This is a genomic window from Bifidobacterium sp. LH_389 (genome assembly GCF_056357235.1).
This window is the reverse complement of sequence record NZ_JBKEVR010000001.1, coordinates 154,164-169,961: the sequence shown is the minus strand read 5'-3', so window position 1 is coordinate 169,961 and position 15,798 is coordinate 154,164. Positions and strand designations below refer to the sequence as shown.

General features: G+C 67.2%; 15 protein-coding genes. 3 read left to right on the top strand and 12 right to left on the bottom strand.

Features of this window, described 5'->3' with window-relative positions:
• The first annotated feature begins 86 nt into the window (after positions 1–86).
• A complete protein-coding gene (locus tag AC1AZA_RS00685; RefSeq protein ID WP_150353261.1) occupies positions 87–368 on the top strand; it encodes an HU family DNA-binding protein in 282 nt (93 codons plus the stop codon).
• Between the two features lie 129 nt (positions 369–497).
• Here the strand turns inward: AC1AZA_RS00685 and pafA are convergent, their stop codons facing one another.
• The 6 genes from pafA to AC1AZA_RS00655 all read right to left on the bottom strand — a co-directional run bounded on the left by pafA (position 498) and on the right by AC1AZA_RS00655 (position 7,031).
• Positions 498–1,961 carry a Pup--protein ligase gene (pafA, locus tag AC1AZA_RS00680; protein WP_476512828.1) on the bottom strand — a complete coding sequence of 488 codons (1,464 nt, stop codon included), beginning with the start codon at positions 1,959–1,961 and terminating at the stop codon, positions 498–500.
• Positions 1,961–2,164 (bottom strand): ubiquitin-like protein Pup, encoded by a 204-nt coding sequence (locus tag AC1AZA_RS00675; RefSeq protein ID WP_476512827.1) that lies wholly within the window; start codon positions 2,162–2,164, stop codon positions 1,961–1,963. Before AC1AZA_RS00675 ends, pafA begins: the two co-directional genes overlap by 1 nt.
• 54 nt (positions 2,165–2,218) lie before the next feature.
• A complete protein-coding gene (locus AC1AZA_RS00670) occupies positions 2,219–3,052 on the bottom strand; it encodes an inositol monophosphatase family protein (protein ID WP_476512826.1) in 834 nt (277 codons plus the stop codon).
• 135 nt (positions 3,053–3,187) lie between these two features.
• Entirely contained in the window at positions 3,188–4,792 is a 1,605-nt protein-coding gene (dop, locus tag AC1AZA_RS00665) for a depupylase/deamidase Dop (RefSeq protein ID WP_476512825.1), read from the bottom strand.
• Positions 4,789–6,345 (bottom strand): proteasome ATPase, encoded by a 1,557-nt coding sequence (arc, locus tag AC1AZA_RS00660; protein WP_476512824.1) that lies wholly within the window; start codon positions 6,343–6,345, stop codon positions 4,789–4,791. The genes dop and arc overlap by 4 nt, the downstream gene beginning before the upstream one ends.
• Positions 6,342–7,031: a DedA family protein gene (locus AC1AZA_RS00655; RefSeq protein ID WP_476512823.1), complete on the bottom strand. Its 690-nt coding sequence runs from the start codon at positions 7,029–7,031 to the stop codon at positions 6,342–6,344. The genes arc and AC1AZA_RS00655 overlap by 4 nt, the downstream gene beginning before the upstream one ends.
• A gap of 37 nt (positions 7,032–7,068) precedes the next feature.
• On the opposite strand from AC1AZA_RS00655, the gene serB reads away from it, so the two are divergent.
• A complete protein-coding gene (gene serB / locus AC1AZA_RS00650; protein WP_476512822.1) occupies positions 7,069–7,758 on the top strand; it encodes a phosphoserine phosphatase SerB in 690 nt (229 codons plus the stop codon).
• A gap of 46 nt (positions 7,759–7,804) precedes the next feature.
• Here the strand turns inward: serB and AC1AZA_RS00645 are convergent, their stop codons facing one another.
• The 5 genes from AC1AZA_RS00645 to AC1AZA_RS00625 form a co-directional block, all read right to left on the bottom strand.
• A complete protein-coding gene (locus AC1AZA_RS00645) occupies positions 7,805–8,224 on the bottom strand; it encodes a HepT-like ribonuclease domain-containing protein (protein WP_476512821.1) in 420 nt (139 codons plus the stop codon).
• A 2-nt stretch (positions 8,225–8,226) separates the two neighbouring features.
• Positions 8,227–8,724 (bottom strand): nucleotidyltransferase domain-containing protein, encoded by a 498-nt coding sequence (locus AC1AZA_RS00640; protein WP_476512820.1) that lies wholly within the window; start codon positions 8,722–8,724, stop codon positions 8,227–8,229.
• Positions 8,725–8,785: 61 nt separating this feature from the next.
• Complete coding sequence (fmt, locus tag AC1AZA_RS00635; RefSeq protein WP_476512819.1) at positions 8,786–9,772, bottom strand: methionyl-tRNA formyltransferase; 987 nt, start codon at positions 9,770–9,772, stop codon at positions 8,786–8,788.
• A 96-nt stretch (positions 9,773–9,868) separates the two neighbouring features.
• A complete protein-coding gene (locus tag AC1AZA_RS00630) occupies positions 9,869–10,576 on the bottom strand; it encodes an HAD family hydrolase (protein WP_476512818.1) in 708 nt (235 codons plus the stop codon).
• Positions 10,577–10,662: 86 nt separating this feature from the next.
• Positions 10,663–11,676, bottom strand: coding sequence for an AraC family transcriptional regulator (locus tag AC1AZA_RS00625; RefSeq protein ID WP_476512817.1), 1,014 nt, complete (start codon positions 11,674–11,676; stop codon positions 10,663–10,665).
• A gap of 174 nt (positions 11,677–11,850) precedes the next feature.
• Here AC1AZA_RS00625 and AC1AZA_RS00620 point away from each other — a divergent pair, with 174 nt between their 5' ends.
• Positions 11,851–13,338, top strand: a complete 1,488-nt coding sequence (locus tag AC1AZA_RS00620; protein WP_476512816.1) for an alpha-L-fucosidase — start codon at positions 11,851–11,853, stop codon at positions 13,336–13,338.
• A gap of 191 nt (positions 13,339–13,529) precedes the next feature.
• Here the strand turns inward: AC1AZA_RS00620 and AC1AZA_RS00615 are convergent, their stop codons facing one another.
• Positions 13,530–15,794, bottom strand: a complete 2,265-nt coding sequence (locus AC1AZA_RS00615; protein WP_476512815.1) for a primosomal protein N' — start codon at positions 15,792–15,794, stop codon at positions 13,530–13,532.
• Positions 15,795–15,798 lie beyond the last annotated feature (4 nt).

Here is a 15,798-nt window from a genome sequence, read left to right as displayed (position 1 = left end):
TTTGAAGGGTCATGCGCTAATATCTATAGCTGACCGATGGGTTTCCGGATCAAGGAGGAAGCCCCCGACAGAAGGAATGCTTTACCATGGCATACAACAAGTCTGATCTCGTGTCCAAGATCGCGCAGAAGTCGAACCTCACCAAGGCTCAGGCCGAGGCTGCGGTCAACGCCTTCCAGGACGTGTTCGTCGAGGCTCTGCAGTCCGGCGAAGGCCTGAAGCTCACCGGCCTGTTCTCCGCCGAGCGCGTCAAGCGCGCCGCCCGCACGGGCCGCAACCCGCGCACCGGCGAGACCATCAAGATCCCCGCCTCCTACGGCGTGCGCATCACCGCCGGCTCCCTGCTCAAGAAGGCCGTCACCGAGTGAATACACCGCGCATGCGGTTCTGATTCCCCGAGTGGAACAGCCATGTGAAAGGGCTCCCTGACAATAACGTCGGGAGCCCTTTCGCGTTCACGTGGACCATACACGCCATGCACACGGCGCCGCTCAGCCTCAGCCCAATTGCGCCATGACGTGGCGCCACTGTTCGGTCGGCTCGCAGCTGAACGGATCGAGCAGTTCGCAGTCGACGCGTACAGGCAACATGACCGTCGTATGCGTCCAATCACACGACCACTGTGCGCCGGTCTCCAGCGCCTTGGCCACGAATGCACCGCGCAAGGCGGCACGCGTATCCGCAGGCGGGACCGTCATGGCGCGGCGCACGGCGGATTCGGCAAGCAATTCGCGCATGGCACGGTGGGCCTTGAGCGACTCGAACAATCCGCCGTTGGCAATGTCGTGGTATTCCAGATCCAGCTGGGCCAGACGCGCCGGTGATAGGTCCGGATGCCGGCGACGCATGGCTTCGAGCAGCCGCAGCTTGGCGGCCCAATCCACCCAGCCGGACAGGGAGCGCCAATCCCCCGCGGCAATGGCGTCGAGTGCGTGCTCCCACAATTCCAGCACCTGCGCGGCGTCCGGCAGAATCGCATCCATGTGCTCCGCGTGATCCGCAACGAACCGCTTCGCCGCGCCCAGATAGGTACGTTGGATGTCCAGCGCCGTGCGTTCGCGCTCCACGGGCACATCGGCGGCGAGACGAAGCGTCACCCTACCGGTGATATCCCGGCTGACGGCGCGAATGGCCTCACCGGGGTCCGCGAGCGCGCAGCAGGCGAACGGGGACATGCCGCCGGTGCGCTGGCGTTCCTCGATGACGCACAGCACCAGATGGGTGGTGGCGAGTTTCATCCACGTGGCAGTCTGGGAACGGTTGGAGTCGCCGACGATCACATGCAGACGACGGAAACGGTCCGGGTCGGCGTGAGGTTCGTCGCGCGTGTTGACCATGGGCCGCGAGCGCGTGGTGGCGCTGGAGACGGCGTCGTCCAGAAAATCGGCGCGCTGGGTGATCTCGTATCCGTCCGGGGTCTGCCGGCCGGCGCCGCTGAACAGCGGACGGGTGACGAGGAACGGGATGAGTTCGCGTTCGATGGTCTTCAGGGACACCGCCCGGCGCACCAGATAGTTTTCGTGGCAGCCGAAGGAATGCCCGGACGAGTCGACGTTGTTCTTGAACACATGGACGGTTGCGCCGGCGCCATGCGTATGCCGCAACCGTTCCTGCGCGTCCAGGGCGAGTCGGGCCATGACCCGCTCCCCCGCCGCATCCTGTTCGAGGGCCTCCATGGGGGTTCGGGCCTCGGCGGTCGCATACTCGGGATGCGAGCCCACGTCGAGGTACAGGCGGGAGCCGTTGGCGAGGTAGGTGTTGGTGGACCGGGCGCGGGAGACGACCGGCTGGAACATCATCATGGCCACATGACCGGCGTCGCACGGCTGTTCGGTACCGGTGATGCTCACGCCGTACTCGGTTTCGATGCCGAAGATGCGTGCGAAGTCATGGTCGTGCTCGTGGCCGGTCCCGCTCTTGTTCGTGGTGCCGCCGTCGCGCTCGACGCGCAGTTGCGGCATCACTCGCCGCCTTTTTGCACGAAGCGATTGACGTATTCCTCGGCGTTGGTTTCCAGCGTCGATTCGATGTCGTCGAGCAGGGCGTCCAGATCGTCCACCTGTGCGCCGGTCTGCGGGGCGTTGCGCTGCACGGTCTTCTGATCCTGCGAGCCCTGCCCGGCGTACGATTGCTGCTGCTCATGCTGTTCATGCTGCTGCGGCATGGAGAGTTCCTTTCCCAAAAAGCGGGTTTTCCGATGTTACGAATACCGCGATTCCTAGGCGAGATAGCGTTGGATGTCCTCGGTGATGAGCCCGTTCGAGGCGAGCACGTCGTTGTCGCGGTTCCAGTGGATTTCGTCGCCGTTCCACTGACTGAGCTTGCCCTGGGCCTCCCAGACGACCACGGCGCCGGCGGCCACCGCGGGAATGTCCCACGAGTGGAGCATCGGCTCGAAGTAGGCGTCGTATGTGCCGTCCGCCACCTTGCACAGGTCGAGCGAGGCGGGACCCACACGCTTGATGTCCGCGGGCTTGCCGGCGGAGATAGCTCCGACCGTGCGCAGTGCGCGTTCCGCCTCCTTGGCGAAGTACGACATGCCGAAGCTCACCACGGCGCCGTCGAGCGTGGGGGTGATGGACGGCATGGCCTTTTCGCGCTTCTCCCCGATGGGTGTGCGGCGGATGCGGATCGCGCCGTTGCCGCGCGCCGCCACATACGTCAGGCCCAGCGCCGGGGCGTGCACCACGCCCACGATGGGCTTGCCCTCGCCGTGCTCGTCCACCTCGAACAGGGAGATGGTGACGGTCCATTCGGCCATGTTGCGCACGTAGTTGATCACGCCGTCGATGTGGCCCACGCACCAGTAGCGTCCGCCCGGCTTGAGGTTGCCGGATTCGTCCTCCCAGAAGCCGTCGTAGGGATTCACGTGCGTGAGCCTGTTGCGCACGAACCGGATGAGCAAGTCGTCCACTTCGGAAGTGAACTGTTCGCGCTTGGATGGCCGGTACATCATCTTGAGATCGTGCGGGTTCATCTGTTCCTGCAGCGCGTGCTTGCCCGCCTCGATGGCCACGTCCGCCGCCCGCAGTGCCAGTTCACGACATTCCATGTTTCCGCGCTCCTTCGTCTTTCGCAACCGCTGTCTTGTCTTCGTTCGTTCCGCCGCAGTTTCCGCGCGACCCGCAGGCCCACCGGACGCCTTGGCTTTCGATGATACCCGCTGGCATTGAGCGGGGCCGGATGGCTATGATAGCGATTCCAGCAAACCGGCCGCCGACGTGGCGTGGCGCAGAGCCTCCTCGCATTCCGCCCTGCCGAACCGGGTCGGGTCGGCCATGTCGAAGTCGAACGTACCCGAACCGGTCCCGCTGCCGATGGCCTGCGCGTCGCTGCCGTCCAGCACGTCCAGATGGGTCCAGGACGCAGCGGCCACCTCGGCCGGGAACCGTCGGACCATCTGGGCGCGCAGCCACGCCCGCGTGTCCTCGGGAGCCTCGATCGCGGCATGTTCCACGCGGCCCGAATCGAGCACCCGTTCCGCACGCGGCTCCAGACGCGCCCAGACGGACGAACGCGGGTCGAGCGCCGCCCAGCCCAGATCGAACGCCCGCAACCGAGCATCCGACCAGTCGCAGCCACGCTTGCGCCGCAGCCGTTCGAGCAGCTGCCATTTGAACAGCCATTCCACGCGTCCCGCCTCGCCGGTCAGGCCAAGGCGCTCGTCGTCCGTCGCGGCGTGGCGAATGGCGGCCACGTCGGCGAGGGCCTGTCCCCACATCGCCATGACGGATGCGGTGGAGCGGTCGGGCCATGCGGGCTCGCCTCGCGTGTCCGTGCCGTGGAGGACCGCCGCGACCTCATAGACGGCGGCACGCAGCTTGACCTGCATGAGCCATGCGGTGGTGGTGCCGCCGTTCGCCAGCGCAAGAGGTGCGGCGAGCGTCAGGTCGTGCGAGACGTCGTGCATGGCCTGCACCGGGTCCGCCAAGGCCAGCCCGTCGGTGAGGGCCGCAAGGTCGTAGCCGGCGGCGTCGGCGTGTTCGAGCAGCCACAGCAGCATGCTGGTGACACCGAGCTTCAGGACCTGCGGGGTTTCCATGCGGTTCGCGTCCCCCACGATCACGTGCAGGCGGCGCCAACGGTCCGAGGAGGCATGCGGTTCGTCGCGCGTGTTGACGATGGGCCGGTCGAACGTGGTCTGCAGCCCTACGCGCGCGTGCACGTAGTCGGCGCGCTGGCTCAGCTGGTAGCCGGTGCCTTCGCAGCGTTCCCCAAGCCCGATGCGTCCGGAGCCGGCGTAGATCTGGCGGGAGACGAAGTGCGGGGTCATGAGCGCGACGACGGCGTCGAACGGCACACGGCGCTCCATGAGATAGTTCTCGTGCGTGCCCCAGCAGGCGCCCTTGCCGTCCACGTTGTTGCGGTGCAGCACGATGGGCCGACCGGTGGCCACGCTGGCACGTTCGGCGGCGGCCTGCATGATCCGGTCGCCGGCATGGTCCCAGGCGACGGCATCGAACGGGTCCCGGGTCTCCGGCGCGGAGTATTCGGGGTGGGCGTGGTCCACGTAGACCCGTCCGCCGTTGGCGGCGATCACATTGGTGATGTTGAGCTGCGGAGCGTCGGTGAGCATATCCGGCCGGGCCGCGGCGCGTTCGAGCCGGTGGCCGCGCGCGTCGTTGACCGGATCCTCCTGACGGTAGTCCCAGCGGATGTGGCGGGTTGCGGGCGTGGAGGCGCCGTCCACCACGTCGTAGGAGAGCTGGACCGGGTTGTACCGTTCGCCGGAGGATCCGGCGAGGGACACCGCGTATTCGGTTTCGGTGCCCATGATGCGTCTGACGCTCATGCGATCACCGGCCTGATCTCGGCGACCTGACCACGGTCGAGTCCCGTGATGCGCGCCCACTGGGCCGGGTCGGTGTTCGCGATGGCGTCCGCGGTTTCCCGGAACTCCTCGTCCACGGCCCTGCCGAAGATCGCCACGTCGAGCGCCACGTCGGAGCCGGTCTCGATGGACGCCTTGACGGCTCGCGTCTTGGCGCGGTCCACGATGTTCTTCAGGCTGGCGCCGGAGATCACGTCCGCGAAGTATATGGCATCCCAGCCGCCGTCGCGCCGGCGCACGTCGCACACGTGGCGATGGTCGTCACGGGCGAACGCGTCGCGAATCACCAGATCGGTGAGCGCTGGCACGTCGAGCGAGGGGGCGAGCGGCAGGTCGGCGGTCACGTAGTGTCTCAAGATCGAGGCGGCCTGCGCGGCGTCGGGGCGGTCGATGCGGATCTTCACGTCGAGCCGTCCGGGGCGCAGCACGGCGGGATCGATCATGTCCACGCGGTTCGAGGCGCCGATGACGATCACGTTGTCCAGACTTTCCACGCCGTCGAGTTCGGCGAGGAACTGCGGCACGATCGTGGTTTCCACGTCCGAGGAGACGCCGGAGCCGCGGGTGCGCAACAGGGAGTCCATCTCGTCGATGAACACGATGACGGGCCGACCGTCCGCGGCGCGTTCGCGGGCGCGCGCGAAGATGAGCCGGATGAGCCGCTCGGATTCTCCCACGTACTTGTTGAGCAGTTCCGGTCCCTTCACGGACAGGAACACGCCGCTGACGCCCGGCGTGGCCGCGGACAGGCTATGTGCCACGGCTTTGGCGATCATGGTTTTGCCGTTGCCGGGAGGCCCGTACAGGAGCACGCCCTTGGGCGGGCGCAGGTCGTAGCGGCGGAAGAGCGCACGGTGGCGGAACGGCAGCTGGACGGCGTCCTGGATGCGTTCGATCTCGCCGGTCAGGCCGCCGATGTCGTCGAAGGTGACGTCCGGGGTCTCCTCGAGCACCAGATCGGCGTCGTCCTCCGGGGGCAACGCCTCCAAGGCGATGAGGTTGTTGTGGTCCACGAGCACCCGTTCGCCTTTGGACACCGGGGAGGTGACGAGCCCCGCGGCGCGCCGGACCACGCTCAGCGTGCCGGACTGGTCGCGCACGAGCAGACGGGCCGCGTCCAGGGGCTGCTCGACCGTGCGCACAAGTCCGGTGAGCGGGGTTTCCCGGCGTTCCACGAGCACAAGGCTTTCGTTGAGCAGCACGGTCTGCCCGCAGCTCAGCCGCGCCGAGTTCACGGTGGGAGACACGGGTACGATCATCCGGCGCGGACCGTTGACCACCTCGGCGCTGGCATGCTGCACGCCGTCGTCGTCCACGCTGACCTGATCGACCTTCACCACCGTGGCGAAGGTCTTGGGCGGCTGGGCAAGCTGGACGAGCTGCGACTTGGCCTTGCTGAGCTCCTGACTGGCACGGCTGAGCGCCTTGGCGAGCGCATGGTTCTTGGCCTGCAGCCGGTCGAGCCGGTCGGCCATCTCCTCGGGCGTGGTGGCCTCGCCTGCAGCGTCACTCATTCGTGGTCGTCTCCCTTCGCACTGTCCGCGGCCTTCGCTTCGCCGCGCTGGCTCATTACAGTACGCACCTTGCGCACGGCCCACACGGCGATGATCACGATGACGACGGCGATCACGACATCTTCGAACACGCCGAGCGCTCCCTGGATGGCGCACCACTGCGCGCCGAGGCCGTAGCCGACCGAGATGAGGATGGTGTTCCACACGGCCGAGCCGAGCATGGTCCATCCGGTGAACGTGCGGAAGCTCATGCCGTTGAGCCCGGCGGGAATGGAGATGAGCGAACGGACCACGGGAATCACGCGGCCGATGAGCACCGACCACGTACCGTACTTGGTGAACCAGCCGTCCGCCTTGGCAATGTCGTGCCTGCTCACGCCGGGGATCACGTCCGCGGCCCGCTGGATGCGGTGCAGACCCACCCAACGTGCTATGCCGTACAGGGCCCATGCGCCGAGCACCGAGCCGGCCGTGGCCCAGAGGATGGCCGAGACGAGCGAGAACAGGCCGCGCGAGGCACTGAAGCCCGCCAGCGGGAGGATCACCTCGCTGGGGATGGGCGGGAAAATGGATTCGAGGGCGATCGCCAAGGCCACGCCGAGACCGCCGACCTGTTCCATGAGCCAGACGAGCCAATCGGTGATGGCGGCGATGAGACCAGTTCCTGTGGAGCAAACTTCATGCATTCGCCCATTGTCCCAAGGTTTTCCGACAATCGGGGACATGTCCGACGAAACTTTGCAAGCTCTTGAAGAATCCGATCACGGCAGACCCACGCTGTCCCGCCCCGGGCTGCTGGTGATGGATGTGGATTCCACGCTCATCGACGAGGAGGTCATCGACGAGCTGGGCGCGGCCGCCGGTTGCGGCGAACGGATCGCCGAGGTGACCGAGCGCGCCATGCGCGGGGAGCTCGAGTTCTGCGAGGCGTTGCAGGCCCGCGTGGCTCTGCTCAGGGGCCTGCCGGTCGGCGTGTTCGACGAGGTCTACCGCCGCCTGCACTTCACCGAGGGCGCGTTGGAACTCATCGATGAGCTGCACGCACACGGCTGGAAGGTGGGCGTGGTCTCCGGCGGTTTCCATGAGGTGGTGGACCGGCTCGCCGCCGACGCGCACCTCGACTGCTGGATGGCGAACCGGCTGGGCGTGTTCGCGGACGGCACGCTCACCGGCGAAGTGCTCGGCGAGATCGTGACCAAGACCGTCAAGCGCAACGCCCTGCGGCAATGGGCCGAGCGCTATGGCATCCCGATGGTCCAGACGGTTGCGGTGGGCGACGGGGCGAACGACATTCCCATGATTCAGGCCGCCGGACTCGGCATCGCCTTCTGCGCCAAGCCGAAGACCCGTCTCGCCGCCCCCGAGTCCATCAACGTGCGCGATCTGCGCCTCGTGCTGGGCTACCTGCGCTAGGGCGGGCTCAAGAACGTTCTCCCATGCATTGGGCATGCATGAGAAATCACACGCGGGGAACGTCGAACGGCGACTGGCTTGATAGCCCGACATTGGACTGCGTGTCGATATACGGCTGAAGCACGGCGATCACGCGGGGAACGTCGTGTCTGACCGCGTAGTACAGCCGATCGAAATCGAGATCATCATAGTCATGGACTATCCAATCCCGGGTCCCGGCAATGGCCTTCCAAGCGGTTGCCGACTCGGCTTCCCTGAATTCGGCGGAAAGGCGCTTGACATGCTCGCCCACACGTGCCACCGCCATGGCGACCGCATTCTGTGTCTTGTCATCGTCACGGAATTCGTCCGGCGTAAGGTCACCCAGAAAGCGCTGGGCATCCGTCAACGCCCTCATGATCGCGACGATATGGATCATGTCGCGCTCCCCCACACCGGATACCGCGTCACCGCCATCGACGCACATGGCTACACGATCCTGAACATGGGCTTGGACGTAACGCTGTTCGCGAACAGTACGCGTTGCAGGTCCCTGAGCCGATCGCGCTGCGGCTCGAGCAGATAGTCCTTGCGCACCAGATCCACGTCCCTTCCGAACGCATCATGCAGATCGCTACGCAACGCGACGACATCCACCACAGGGTTCGCCTCGGGGGAAAAATGATAGATGAAATCAATGTCGGAATCCGCGCGTCCCTCTCCGCGGGCCATGGAGCCGAACAGGTACAGTTCGTCCACGCCATGCCGCAAGGCGATGGGACGCGCAACGTCCGCGATTTGCTTCGGCGTAATACGGCCGGACATGTCGTCCAATGCCTTGGCATACCGATCGAGGAAGGTCCTTGTCGGATTGCCCTGCGCGGCGCGAGACAGTTCCGGTATGCTGACGCCCATCGCTCGGGCGACGGCATCCCGGGAGAACCCGAGCGTGCGTCGGGTCTCCTCGATCTCGTGAATGTTCGGCATGCCTCCATCTTAGCCAGGAAGATGCCTTCCCGCGCTACCAATGTGATGACGTCTCCCGCTTTCAGCCCAGACGGGCGGAGGCGGACAGGCGGGCGCCGCGGGCCCAGTCGGCTGCGCGCATGGCCTTCTTGCCCTGCGCCTTGACCTGAAGGAGTTCCAGCGGATCGGTGGCGGTACCCACCCACACGTTGCGCTTGCCGGCCCTCAGCTCGCCGGGCCCGAGATCCACGGGCGCGTTGGGCTGGGCGGCCGGGTCGACGGGACGGGCCTCGAGCACGTGCAGCGTGGCCGGTTCGCCGGCCGCATCGCCGGCCGCATCGCCCTCGGCGTACAGATCACACCATGCGCCGGGATTGGGCGTGCAGGCGCGGATCTGCCGGTCCGCGGCGAACGCGGGCACGTCGAAGCGGATGTGGGCGTCCTCCACGGAGATCTTGGCGGCCACCTCGAAGGCGCCGGGCTGCTGCTCCACCGGGACGATGCGTCCCTCGGCCATGCCCTCCAGCGCGGCGGCGAGTACGCGGGAACCGTCCTCAGCCAAGCGCATGAGCAGCTCCCCGCTTGTCTCGTGCGCGCCGATCTCCACCGTGGACCGGGCGAGGATCGGGCCGGCGTCCATCTTGCGGGTGATGCGGAACACGGTCGCCCCGGTCACGCTGTCCCCCGCCCAGATGGCGCGCTGCACGGGAGCCGCGCCGCGCCACTGCGGCAGCAGGGAGAAATGCAGGTTGTACCAGCCGAGCGGCAGGGCGTCGAGTACGTTCTGCCTGAGGATCTTGCCGTAGGCCACCACCGCGGCGGCCTCGGCGCCGGTGGCCTTCAGCTCGTCCGTGAATCCGGGAGAGGCGGGATCGGATTCGATCACCGGAATGCCCAGCTCGAGGGCGGTCTGCTTGACCGGGTTGGCGACGAGCCTGCGCCCGCGGCCGGTGGGCGCGTCGGGACGGGTGAGCACGGCCACCACGTCGAAATGGTCCTTGTCCGCCGCCAGCGTCTTCAGGGCCGGCACGGCGACTTCCGGGGAACCGGCAAACAGTAACTTCAGCATTCCTCCACTGTAACGCATGCCCGGCGGCGGTGCGGCACGGTTCGCCGCACCGCCGTCTCACCGTCTTCGCCCATGCTGCCGTGCAGCCCCGGAGCGCTACCTGACCGCCGGAATGTCCAGACCCGCGTCGATGAGCAGGGCGCGCAGCTTGTACGGGTCGGTGAACTTCACGCCGCGGATGCCGGCCGAGTTGGCACCCACGATGTTCATGGCCTTGTCGTCCACGAAGACCGCCCCGGACGCTTCGATGCCGAACTGCTTCAGGGCGTACTCGTAGATGTCGGTGTGCGGCTTGCGCAGGCCGATCGGCCCGGAGACCACCTTGCCGTCGAGGGTGTGCAGGATCGGATAGCCCTCCCACGCGATCGGGAACAGCTCGGCGGACCAGTTGGACAGGCCCCACACGCCCACGCCGATGGCCCTGAGGTCCTCGATGAGCTTGCGGGCGCCGGGCACCGCACCGCCCAGGGAGTCCACGAAGTTTGCGTTGTAGTAGCGGATCATCTCGGCCGCACGCTCGCCGCGGTTGGCGAGCACCCAGTCCTCCGCTTCCTTGCAGGTGGCGCCGCCGTCCATGAGGTCGGACGCGGCGTACAGGCCGGAGTTCGCGTCGTCGAGGAACCATTCGATACTCTCCGGCGAGTAGCGGCCCACCATGGTGTTGGCCGGGTCCCAGTAGACGAGCACGTTGCCGAAGTCAAAGATCACGTCGGTGATCGGTTTGCCGGCCGCGCCGGAGGCATTGCCTTCCGCCACGAGCACATCGGATTCCATCTGGGGCTCCCCGGGCCATCCCTTTGCCATTGTCGGGTCCTTTCCTGGCGTCGTTTGCCTTACGCCTCCATCGAACCACGGCTGTGCGACGATTTTGCGCCGCTAGACCCGACCGTTCATCCGTCCGTGCGCCTCATGCGGTATGCGGACGGGCTCATGCCGTACCGTCTGCGGAATGCGGCGCTGAAATGCTCAGGCGACGCGTAGCCTACACGCCCGGCGATCGCGGCGATCGGCTCGTCCGTCTCGTCCAGCAGCAGTCCGGCCACATCCATCCTCGACTCCGCCGACTTCTCACGGAACGTCATGCCGTAATACCGTATGATCTCTCGTTGCGTCTGCCTCGTGCTGAGCGAAAGGCGCTTCGCCAGATCCTCGAGCGACTGGCTGTCGTAACCGCCCAGAAAGTATTGGTCGACGAACAGCGACCGCTCGCCGCCGTCGGACAGACGCACCGGGTCACCGCCGTCCTCGGCGTCGGTCACCGCGCCGGCGACGGGAACGGCCACGGGCGTCTCCCCGAACCGCGCCGCGCGATATGCCGGACCGTTGCGCACCACGCCGATCAGAATCTCCTCCGTCAACGCCGCGATGCACCGACGCCATCCGATGCGCCGCTCGCGGCATTCGACGAACAGCCGGCGGAACAGCGGGCCCAGCGATTCGCGGTCCTCCCCGACGAATCGGCGCAACGACGCCAATCCGCCCGCGAGCGATTCGTCGGGGAAGCCGTCACCGTCCGGAATGCGCGTGCGCGAACCCCGCGACGAAGACCGCGCGGAAGGACGCCCGGAAGTCCCCGGCACGGACAGGTTGACGCAGTACTCATACAGAGGGCCTTCCGCATCGGGGATCTGGGCGTGCATCACGCCCGGACCGGTGACGTACAGCGTTCCGGGACCGATGCGATGGCGTTCCCCGTCGAGAATCGCCGTGCCGTCTCCCGAAACGTTGTAGTGCAGCTCGTAGCATCCGCTGCCGTGGGCGTGCGGCGGAACGGGCTCGTCGATCGGACCGCAGGCAAGGCGCACGATGGCGACCTTCCGACCGCCGAAATCCATGGAGAGATGCGGATAGTGCACGGCTGTGTCCACGGCGGCCTCCCGGATGGCGGCGCCTGTCATGCTCATGGCATAGCCAACGGCAATGTCGCGCATGCGACATGACGGCGCGAAACATGTCTTCCGTGTCCATTATCCAACGTCTTCTTACGCGCTACAGTGGGTGTCATGCCGCGTCACAGGCCGCCGCGAGCCGCAACACGGACCGCAGCCGCCACCTGTCCTTGCAAAGGAGCATGCCTCATGGCCATCCACGACGAATACCTGCGCACCATCGACCGGGTCATCGCCCGAGGCCCGTACCGGGCCGACTGGGAGTCCCTTGCCGGCCGGGACATGCCCCGCTGGATGCAGGACGCCAAGTTCGGCATCTTCGTCCACTGGGGCGTGTACTCGGTACCCGCGTTCGGCAGCGAATGGTATTCGCGCAACATGTACATCCAAGGCACGCCGGAGTACGAGCACCACCGCAAGGTCTGGGGCGACCAGCGCGACTTCGGGTACAAGGATTTCATCCCCCTGTTCCGTGCCGAGCGATTCGACCCTGACCGCTGGGCAGACCTGTTCTCCAAGGCCGGCGCGCGCTACGTGGTCCCGGTGGCCGAGCACCACGACGGCTTCCAGATGTACCGCAGCGAGATCTCCCATTGGAACGCCGCCGAAATGGGACCGAAGCGGGACGTGCTCGGCGAACTGAAGACGGCGTTCGACCGGCATGGTCTCGTGATGGGCGCCTCCTCGCACCGCGTGGAGCACTGGTTCTTCATGGGGCACGGCAAGGACTTCCCCAGCGACATCCACGAGCCGCTGAAGCGCGGCGACCTCTACTGGCCGTCCATGCCCGAGCCCGACCACTTCGATCTGTTCAGCACGCCCACGCCGAGCGCCGAGTTCCTCGAGGACTGGCTGGTGCGCTCCTGCGAGATCGTGGACCGCTTCCGTCCCGGGCAGATGTACTTCGACTGGTGGATCCAGCACAGCGCGGTCAAACCGTACCTCAAGAGGTTCGCGGCCTACTACTACAACCGTGCGGCCGAGTGGGGGCAGGACGTGACGATCTGCTACAAGCAGGACGCATTCCCGTTCGGCACGGCCACGGTGGACATGGAGCGCGGCAAGTTCGCCGTCGCCCAGCCGTTCCACTGGCAGACCGACACCGCCATCGCCAAGAACTCGTGGGGGTGGACCGAGAACAACGAGTTCAAGGATCCGCGGGATCTGGTGCGCGACCTCATGGACGCCGTGTCCAAGAACGGCGTGATGCTGCTCAACGTGGGTCCCAGACCGGACGGCACGATCGGAGAGGAGGACACGGCCGTGCTGCTCGGCATCGGTCGGTGGCTGGAAACCAACGGCGAGGCCGTGTACGGCACAATCCCGTGGCGCCGCGCCGAGGAGGGGCCGACCGAAACCGTGGAGGGCCAGTTCACCGACAACACCGTCGGCGAGTTCACCGAGCGGGATTTCCGGTTCACCTGCCGCGGCCCGCACATCTACGCCACCTGCATGCAATGGCCGGATTCCGGTGCCGTCACGATCACCGAGCTCGCCGAACGGGACGCCTCCTCGAAGCCCGTGTTCCATGGCGTCATCCGCTCCGTGGAGGTTCTCGGTCAGGGCGAGGCCCGGTGGACGCGCGACGCGGCCGGCCTGCACGTGCAGGCGGGGCCTCAGCCCGCCGGAAGCGGCCTTGGCGGCTATCCGGCGGTCGTCAAGGTCACCGTGGACTGATTTCCGGTTCACACGATGAACAGCCGAAAAACGTGTGAACCGGAGAACCGCCCAAAACCGCACGGAATCTCACAGTCCGATCGCGGCACTTCGGCCCGGCTACTGGGATTGTCGCGATTTTTCCGAACATCCTTTCCAATTCACAAGATGACTTGAAAAACATCGCGTGAACCGGAAAACCGGAAAAGGAGTCAGATGAGGCCCTTGGGGTCCATCTGGAAGCGCAGTTCGCCGGGCGTGCGCGTGGCCACATGCCGGGCGACGGCCGCGCGGAGCCTGTTCGCCAGTTCGGCGCGACGCTCAGGGACCACGCGCACCACGGCCTTCACCCGGTCGGCGGTTTCCTCGAGTTCCCGGGCGTTGATCGTGGACGGCTGGGCGATCGGCACCGGACCGAGCACGGCGGGCTGCTCGGCTTCCGTCCCCTCGATTCCGGGAACCGCGAGTATGCCCCATTCGCCGTCGAGCAGCACGCCGACCTGACCGAGCGCCCACATCACCGCATCACGTCTGCCCCACACGCAGGCGGCGGCGGTCACGGGAGGAAGCCCTGTCTGCCGTCGCTCCTCCACTTCGCGTGCGGCGAGCAACGGCGCATCCCAGCCGGTCAGTGCCCCGGCCAGCACCGGGTCGGTCTCCCCCAGCAGCAGCACCTGTCCGCCTTCCGTGCGCGAGCGGCACAGGGCGGCGGCGCGCATCCACGCGGTCAGCGTGTCCGTGCGAGCATCCACACCCAGCGCGTACAGACTGGTCCACGCGTCCAGAATGGCCACGGCCCGGTAGCCGACCTGCAGGTCGCCGGCGGCGCTGCCTGCGTCGGCGGTACCGTGCCCCGCAGCCGGGCGCACGCGCGGCTCCGCGCCGGGCGTCGCAATCACAAGCGCCGGCCTGTCCACAATGTCCTCGACGATGCCGCGCGGCTGCCGAGGCGAGGAGACGACGATCGGCACGTTGCGGAACAGGTTCCGCAGTTCCTCCGCGGTGCCGGCCGCACCCACGCGCACCACGCGCATGCGCTCCCCGCCGCATTCCGGGCATGTCCATCCCACGGCGGCGGCCCCGCACCACCGGCAGTGCGGGGATCCGCCGTTGCGCCCAAGCTCCAACGGCCCCGTGCACTTGGGGCACCGGGCCTGCCGATGGCATTTGGCGCAGCTCAGCGTCTCGCTCACCCCTTCCGCCGGGATGGACAGCAGCACCGGCCCGGTCTGCAGTGCCCTGGCAAGAATGCGCACGGCGGTGTGCGGCACGCGGGTGCCAGCCGTGGTGTCCCCGATGCGGGTCAGCGCCTCACGGTTGAACCAGCGGATCCACGGGGAGCGTTCCTTGGTGACGGCGGGCAGCGCGTGGACCTTGAGCGCGTCGCCGGCCTGGCTGATGGGGCTGCGGGCATGGGCGAGCGCCGCGAATACGCCGCCGTGGCTGCGCGCGCGCAGCTGCAGCACGCCACGGGCCTGAGCGTAGGGCATGAATCCGTCCGCATTCTGGTAGGCCACGTCATCCACGATGGCGAACAGGGCTGGTCCGGTCACGGGCGCATACATGGCCGCACGGGTGCCGATCACGCAGCGCACCTGACCGGCGGCGACGGCCAGATAGGCCCGGTAGCGCTCCGATGGAGGCAGCACCGCGCCCAGCGTCACGAAGTCGCCGCGCCACCCGCCGTGTTGGGCCTCCGCGGGCGAGAACCGGCGCAGTCCGGCAGAGGCAAGCACTTCGGCGAGGTCCTCCACGTGGCGCATGTCCGGCAGCACGACCACGGCCGACTTGCCAGCATTAGCCGCCGTGGCGATCATCCATGCCACGTCTCGCGCCCAGACCAGCGGCCCGGGCAGGGCGTCCGCCATGACTTCGGCGAATCCCCGGCCGGTCAGGGCGGTCTGCCATGCGGCGGCGTGATCGTAGCATGCGCAGACACGCGAATCCTCGCGCTCGGACAGCGCGGTCCAGCGAGCCATAAGGCGGGCGTCCGCAGCCCCGGCGAATCCCTCGGAGCGGCCGGCGAGCGACTGTTCGGCCTCCACGTACGCCACGCGGGGAGGCACGGCCACGCGCAGGATGTTCGCCCGCGTGCCGCCGTACCAGTCGGCGATGGCGGTCACGTCGCGCCGCATCTCGTCGCCCACCACCACGACGGGGCTCAGCACGCGTTCGATGTAGCGCAGGGAGGATCGTGGTGCGGTGGCGGCGTCGAGTCCCACGCGGTTCCAGATCACACCGTTGACCCGCTGCCCGCCGAAGCGCACACGCACCTGCACGCCGGGCTGCGCCGCCTCGTCGTCCCTGTCCTGAATCAGATAGTCAAAGGTACGTCCCAGATGGGTGGCTTGCACGTCAAGCACCACCTGTGCGATGGGATCGGCCGACGCCGGGTGGCGTTCGACGGGCGCACGGCGGCGTCGCCTGCGCGGGGCGAGCCCGTCAAACGCGAGCTGTTCGGCGTCCTCAACAGTCATAGTG

What these genes read in the sequence shown, in the direction of transcription:
- AC1AZA_RS00620 (WP_476512816.1), top strand. Translation starts at nt 11,851, where the DNA reads ATGGCCATCCACGACGAATACCTGCGCACCATCGACCGGGTCATCGCC.
- pafA (WP_476512828.1), bottom strand. Translation starts at nt 1,961, where the DNA reads ATGCCGCAACTGCGCGTCGAGCGCGACGGCGGCACCACGAACAAGAGC.
- AC1AZA_RS00670 (WP_476512826.1), bottom strand. Translation starts at nt 3,052, where the DNA reads ATGGAATGTCGTGAACTGGCACTGCGGGCGGCGGACGTGGCCATCGAG.
- arc (WP_476512824.1), bottom strand. Translation starts at nt 6,345, where the DNA reads ATGAGTGACGCTGCAGGCGAGGCCACCACGCCCGAGGAGATGGCCGAC.
- dop (WP_476512825.1), bottom strand. Translation starts at nt 4,792, where the DNA reads ATGAGCGTCAGACGCATCATGGGCACCGAAACCGAATACGCGGTGTCC.
- AC1AZA_RS00630 (WP_476512818.1), bottom strand. Translation starts at nt 10,576, where the DNA reads ATGGCAAAGGGATGGCCCGGGGAGCCCCAGATGGAATCCGATGTGCTC.
- AC1AZA_RS00640 (WP_476512820.1), bottom strand. Translation starts at nt 8,724, where the DNA reads ATGCCGAACATTCACGAGATCGAGGAGACCCGACGCACGCTCGGGTTC.
- serB (WP_476512822.1), top strand. Translation starts at nt 7,069, where the DNA reads ATGTCCGACGAAACTTTGCAAGCTCTTGAAGAATCCGATCACGGCAGA.
- AC1AZA_RS00655 (WP_476512823.1), bottom strand. Translation starts at nt 7,031, where the DNA reads ATGCATGAAGTTTGCTCCACAGGAACTGGTCTCATCGCCGCCATCACC.
- AC1AZA_RS00675 (WP_476512827.1), bottom strand. Translation starts at nt 2,164, where the DNA reads ATGCCGCAGCAGCATGAACAGCATGAGCAGCAGCAATCGTACGCCGGG.
- AC1AZA_RS00615 (WP_476512815.1), bottom strand. Translation starts at nt 15,794, where the DNA reads ATGACTGTTGAGGACGCCGAACAGCTCGCGTTTGACGGGCTCGCCCCG.
- fmt (WP_476512819.1), bottom strand. Translation starts at nt 9,772, where the DNA reads ATGCTGAAGTTACTGTTTGCCGGTTCCCCGGAAGTCGCCGTGCCGGCC.
- AC1AZA_RS00685 (WP_150353261.1), top strand. Translation starts at nt 87, where the DNA reads ATGGCATACAACAAGTCTGATCTCGTGTCCAAGATCGCGCAGAAGTCG.
- AC1AZA_RS00645 (WP_476512821.1), bottom strand. Translation starts at nt 8,224, where the DNA reads ATGTGCGTCGATGGCGGTGACGCGGTATCCGGTGTGGGGGAGCGCGAC.
- AC1AZA_RS00625 (WP_476512817.1), bottom strand. Translation starts at nt 11,676, where the DNA reads ATGAGCATGACAGGCGCCGCCATCCGGGAGGCCGCCGTGGACACAGCC.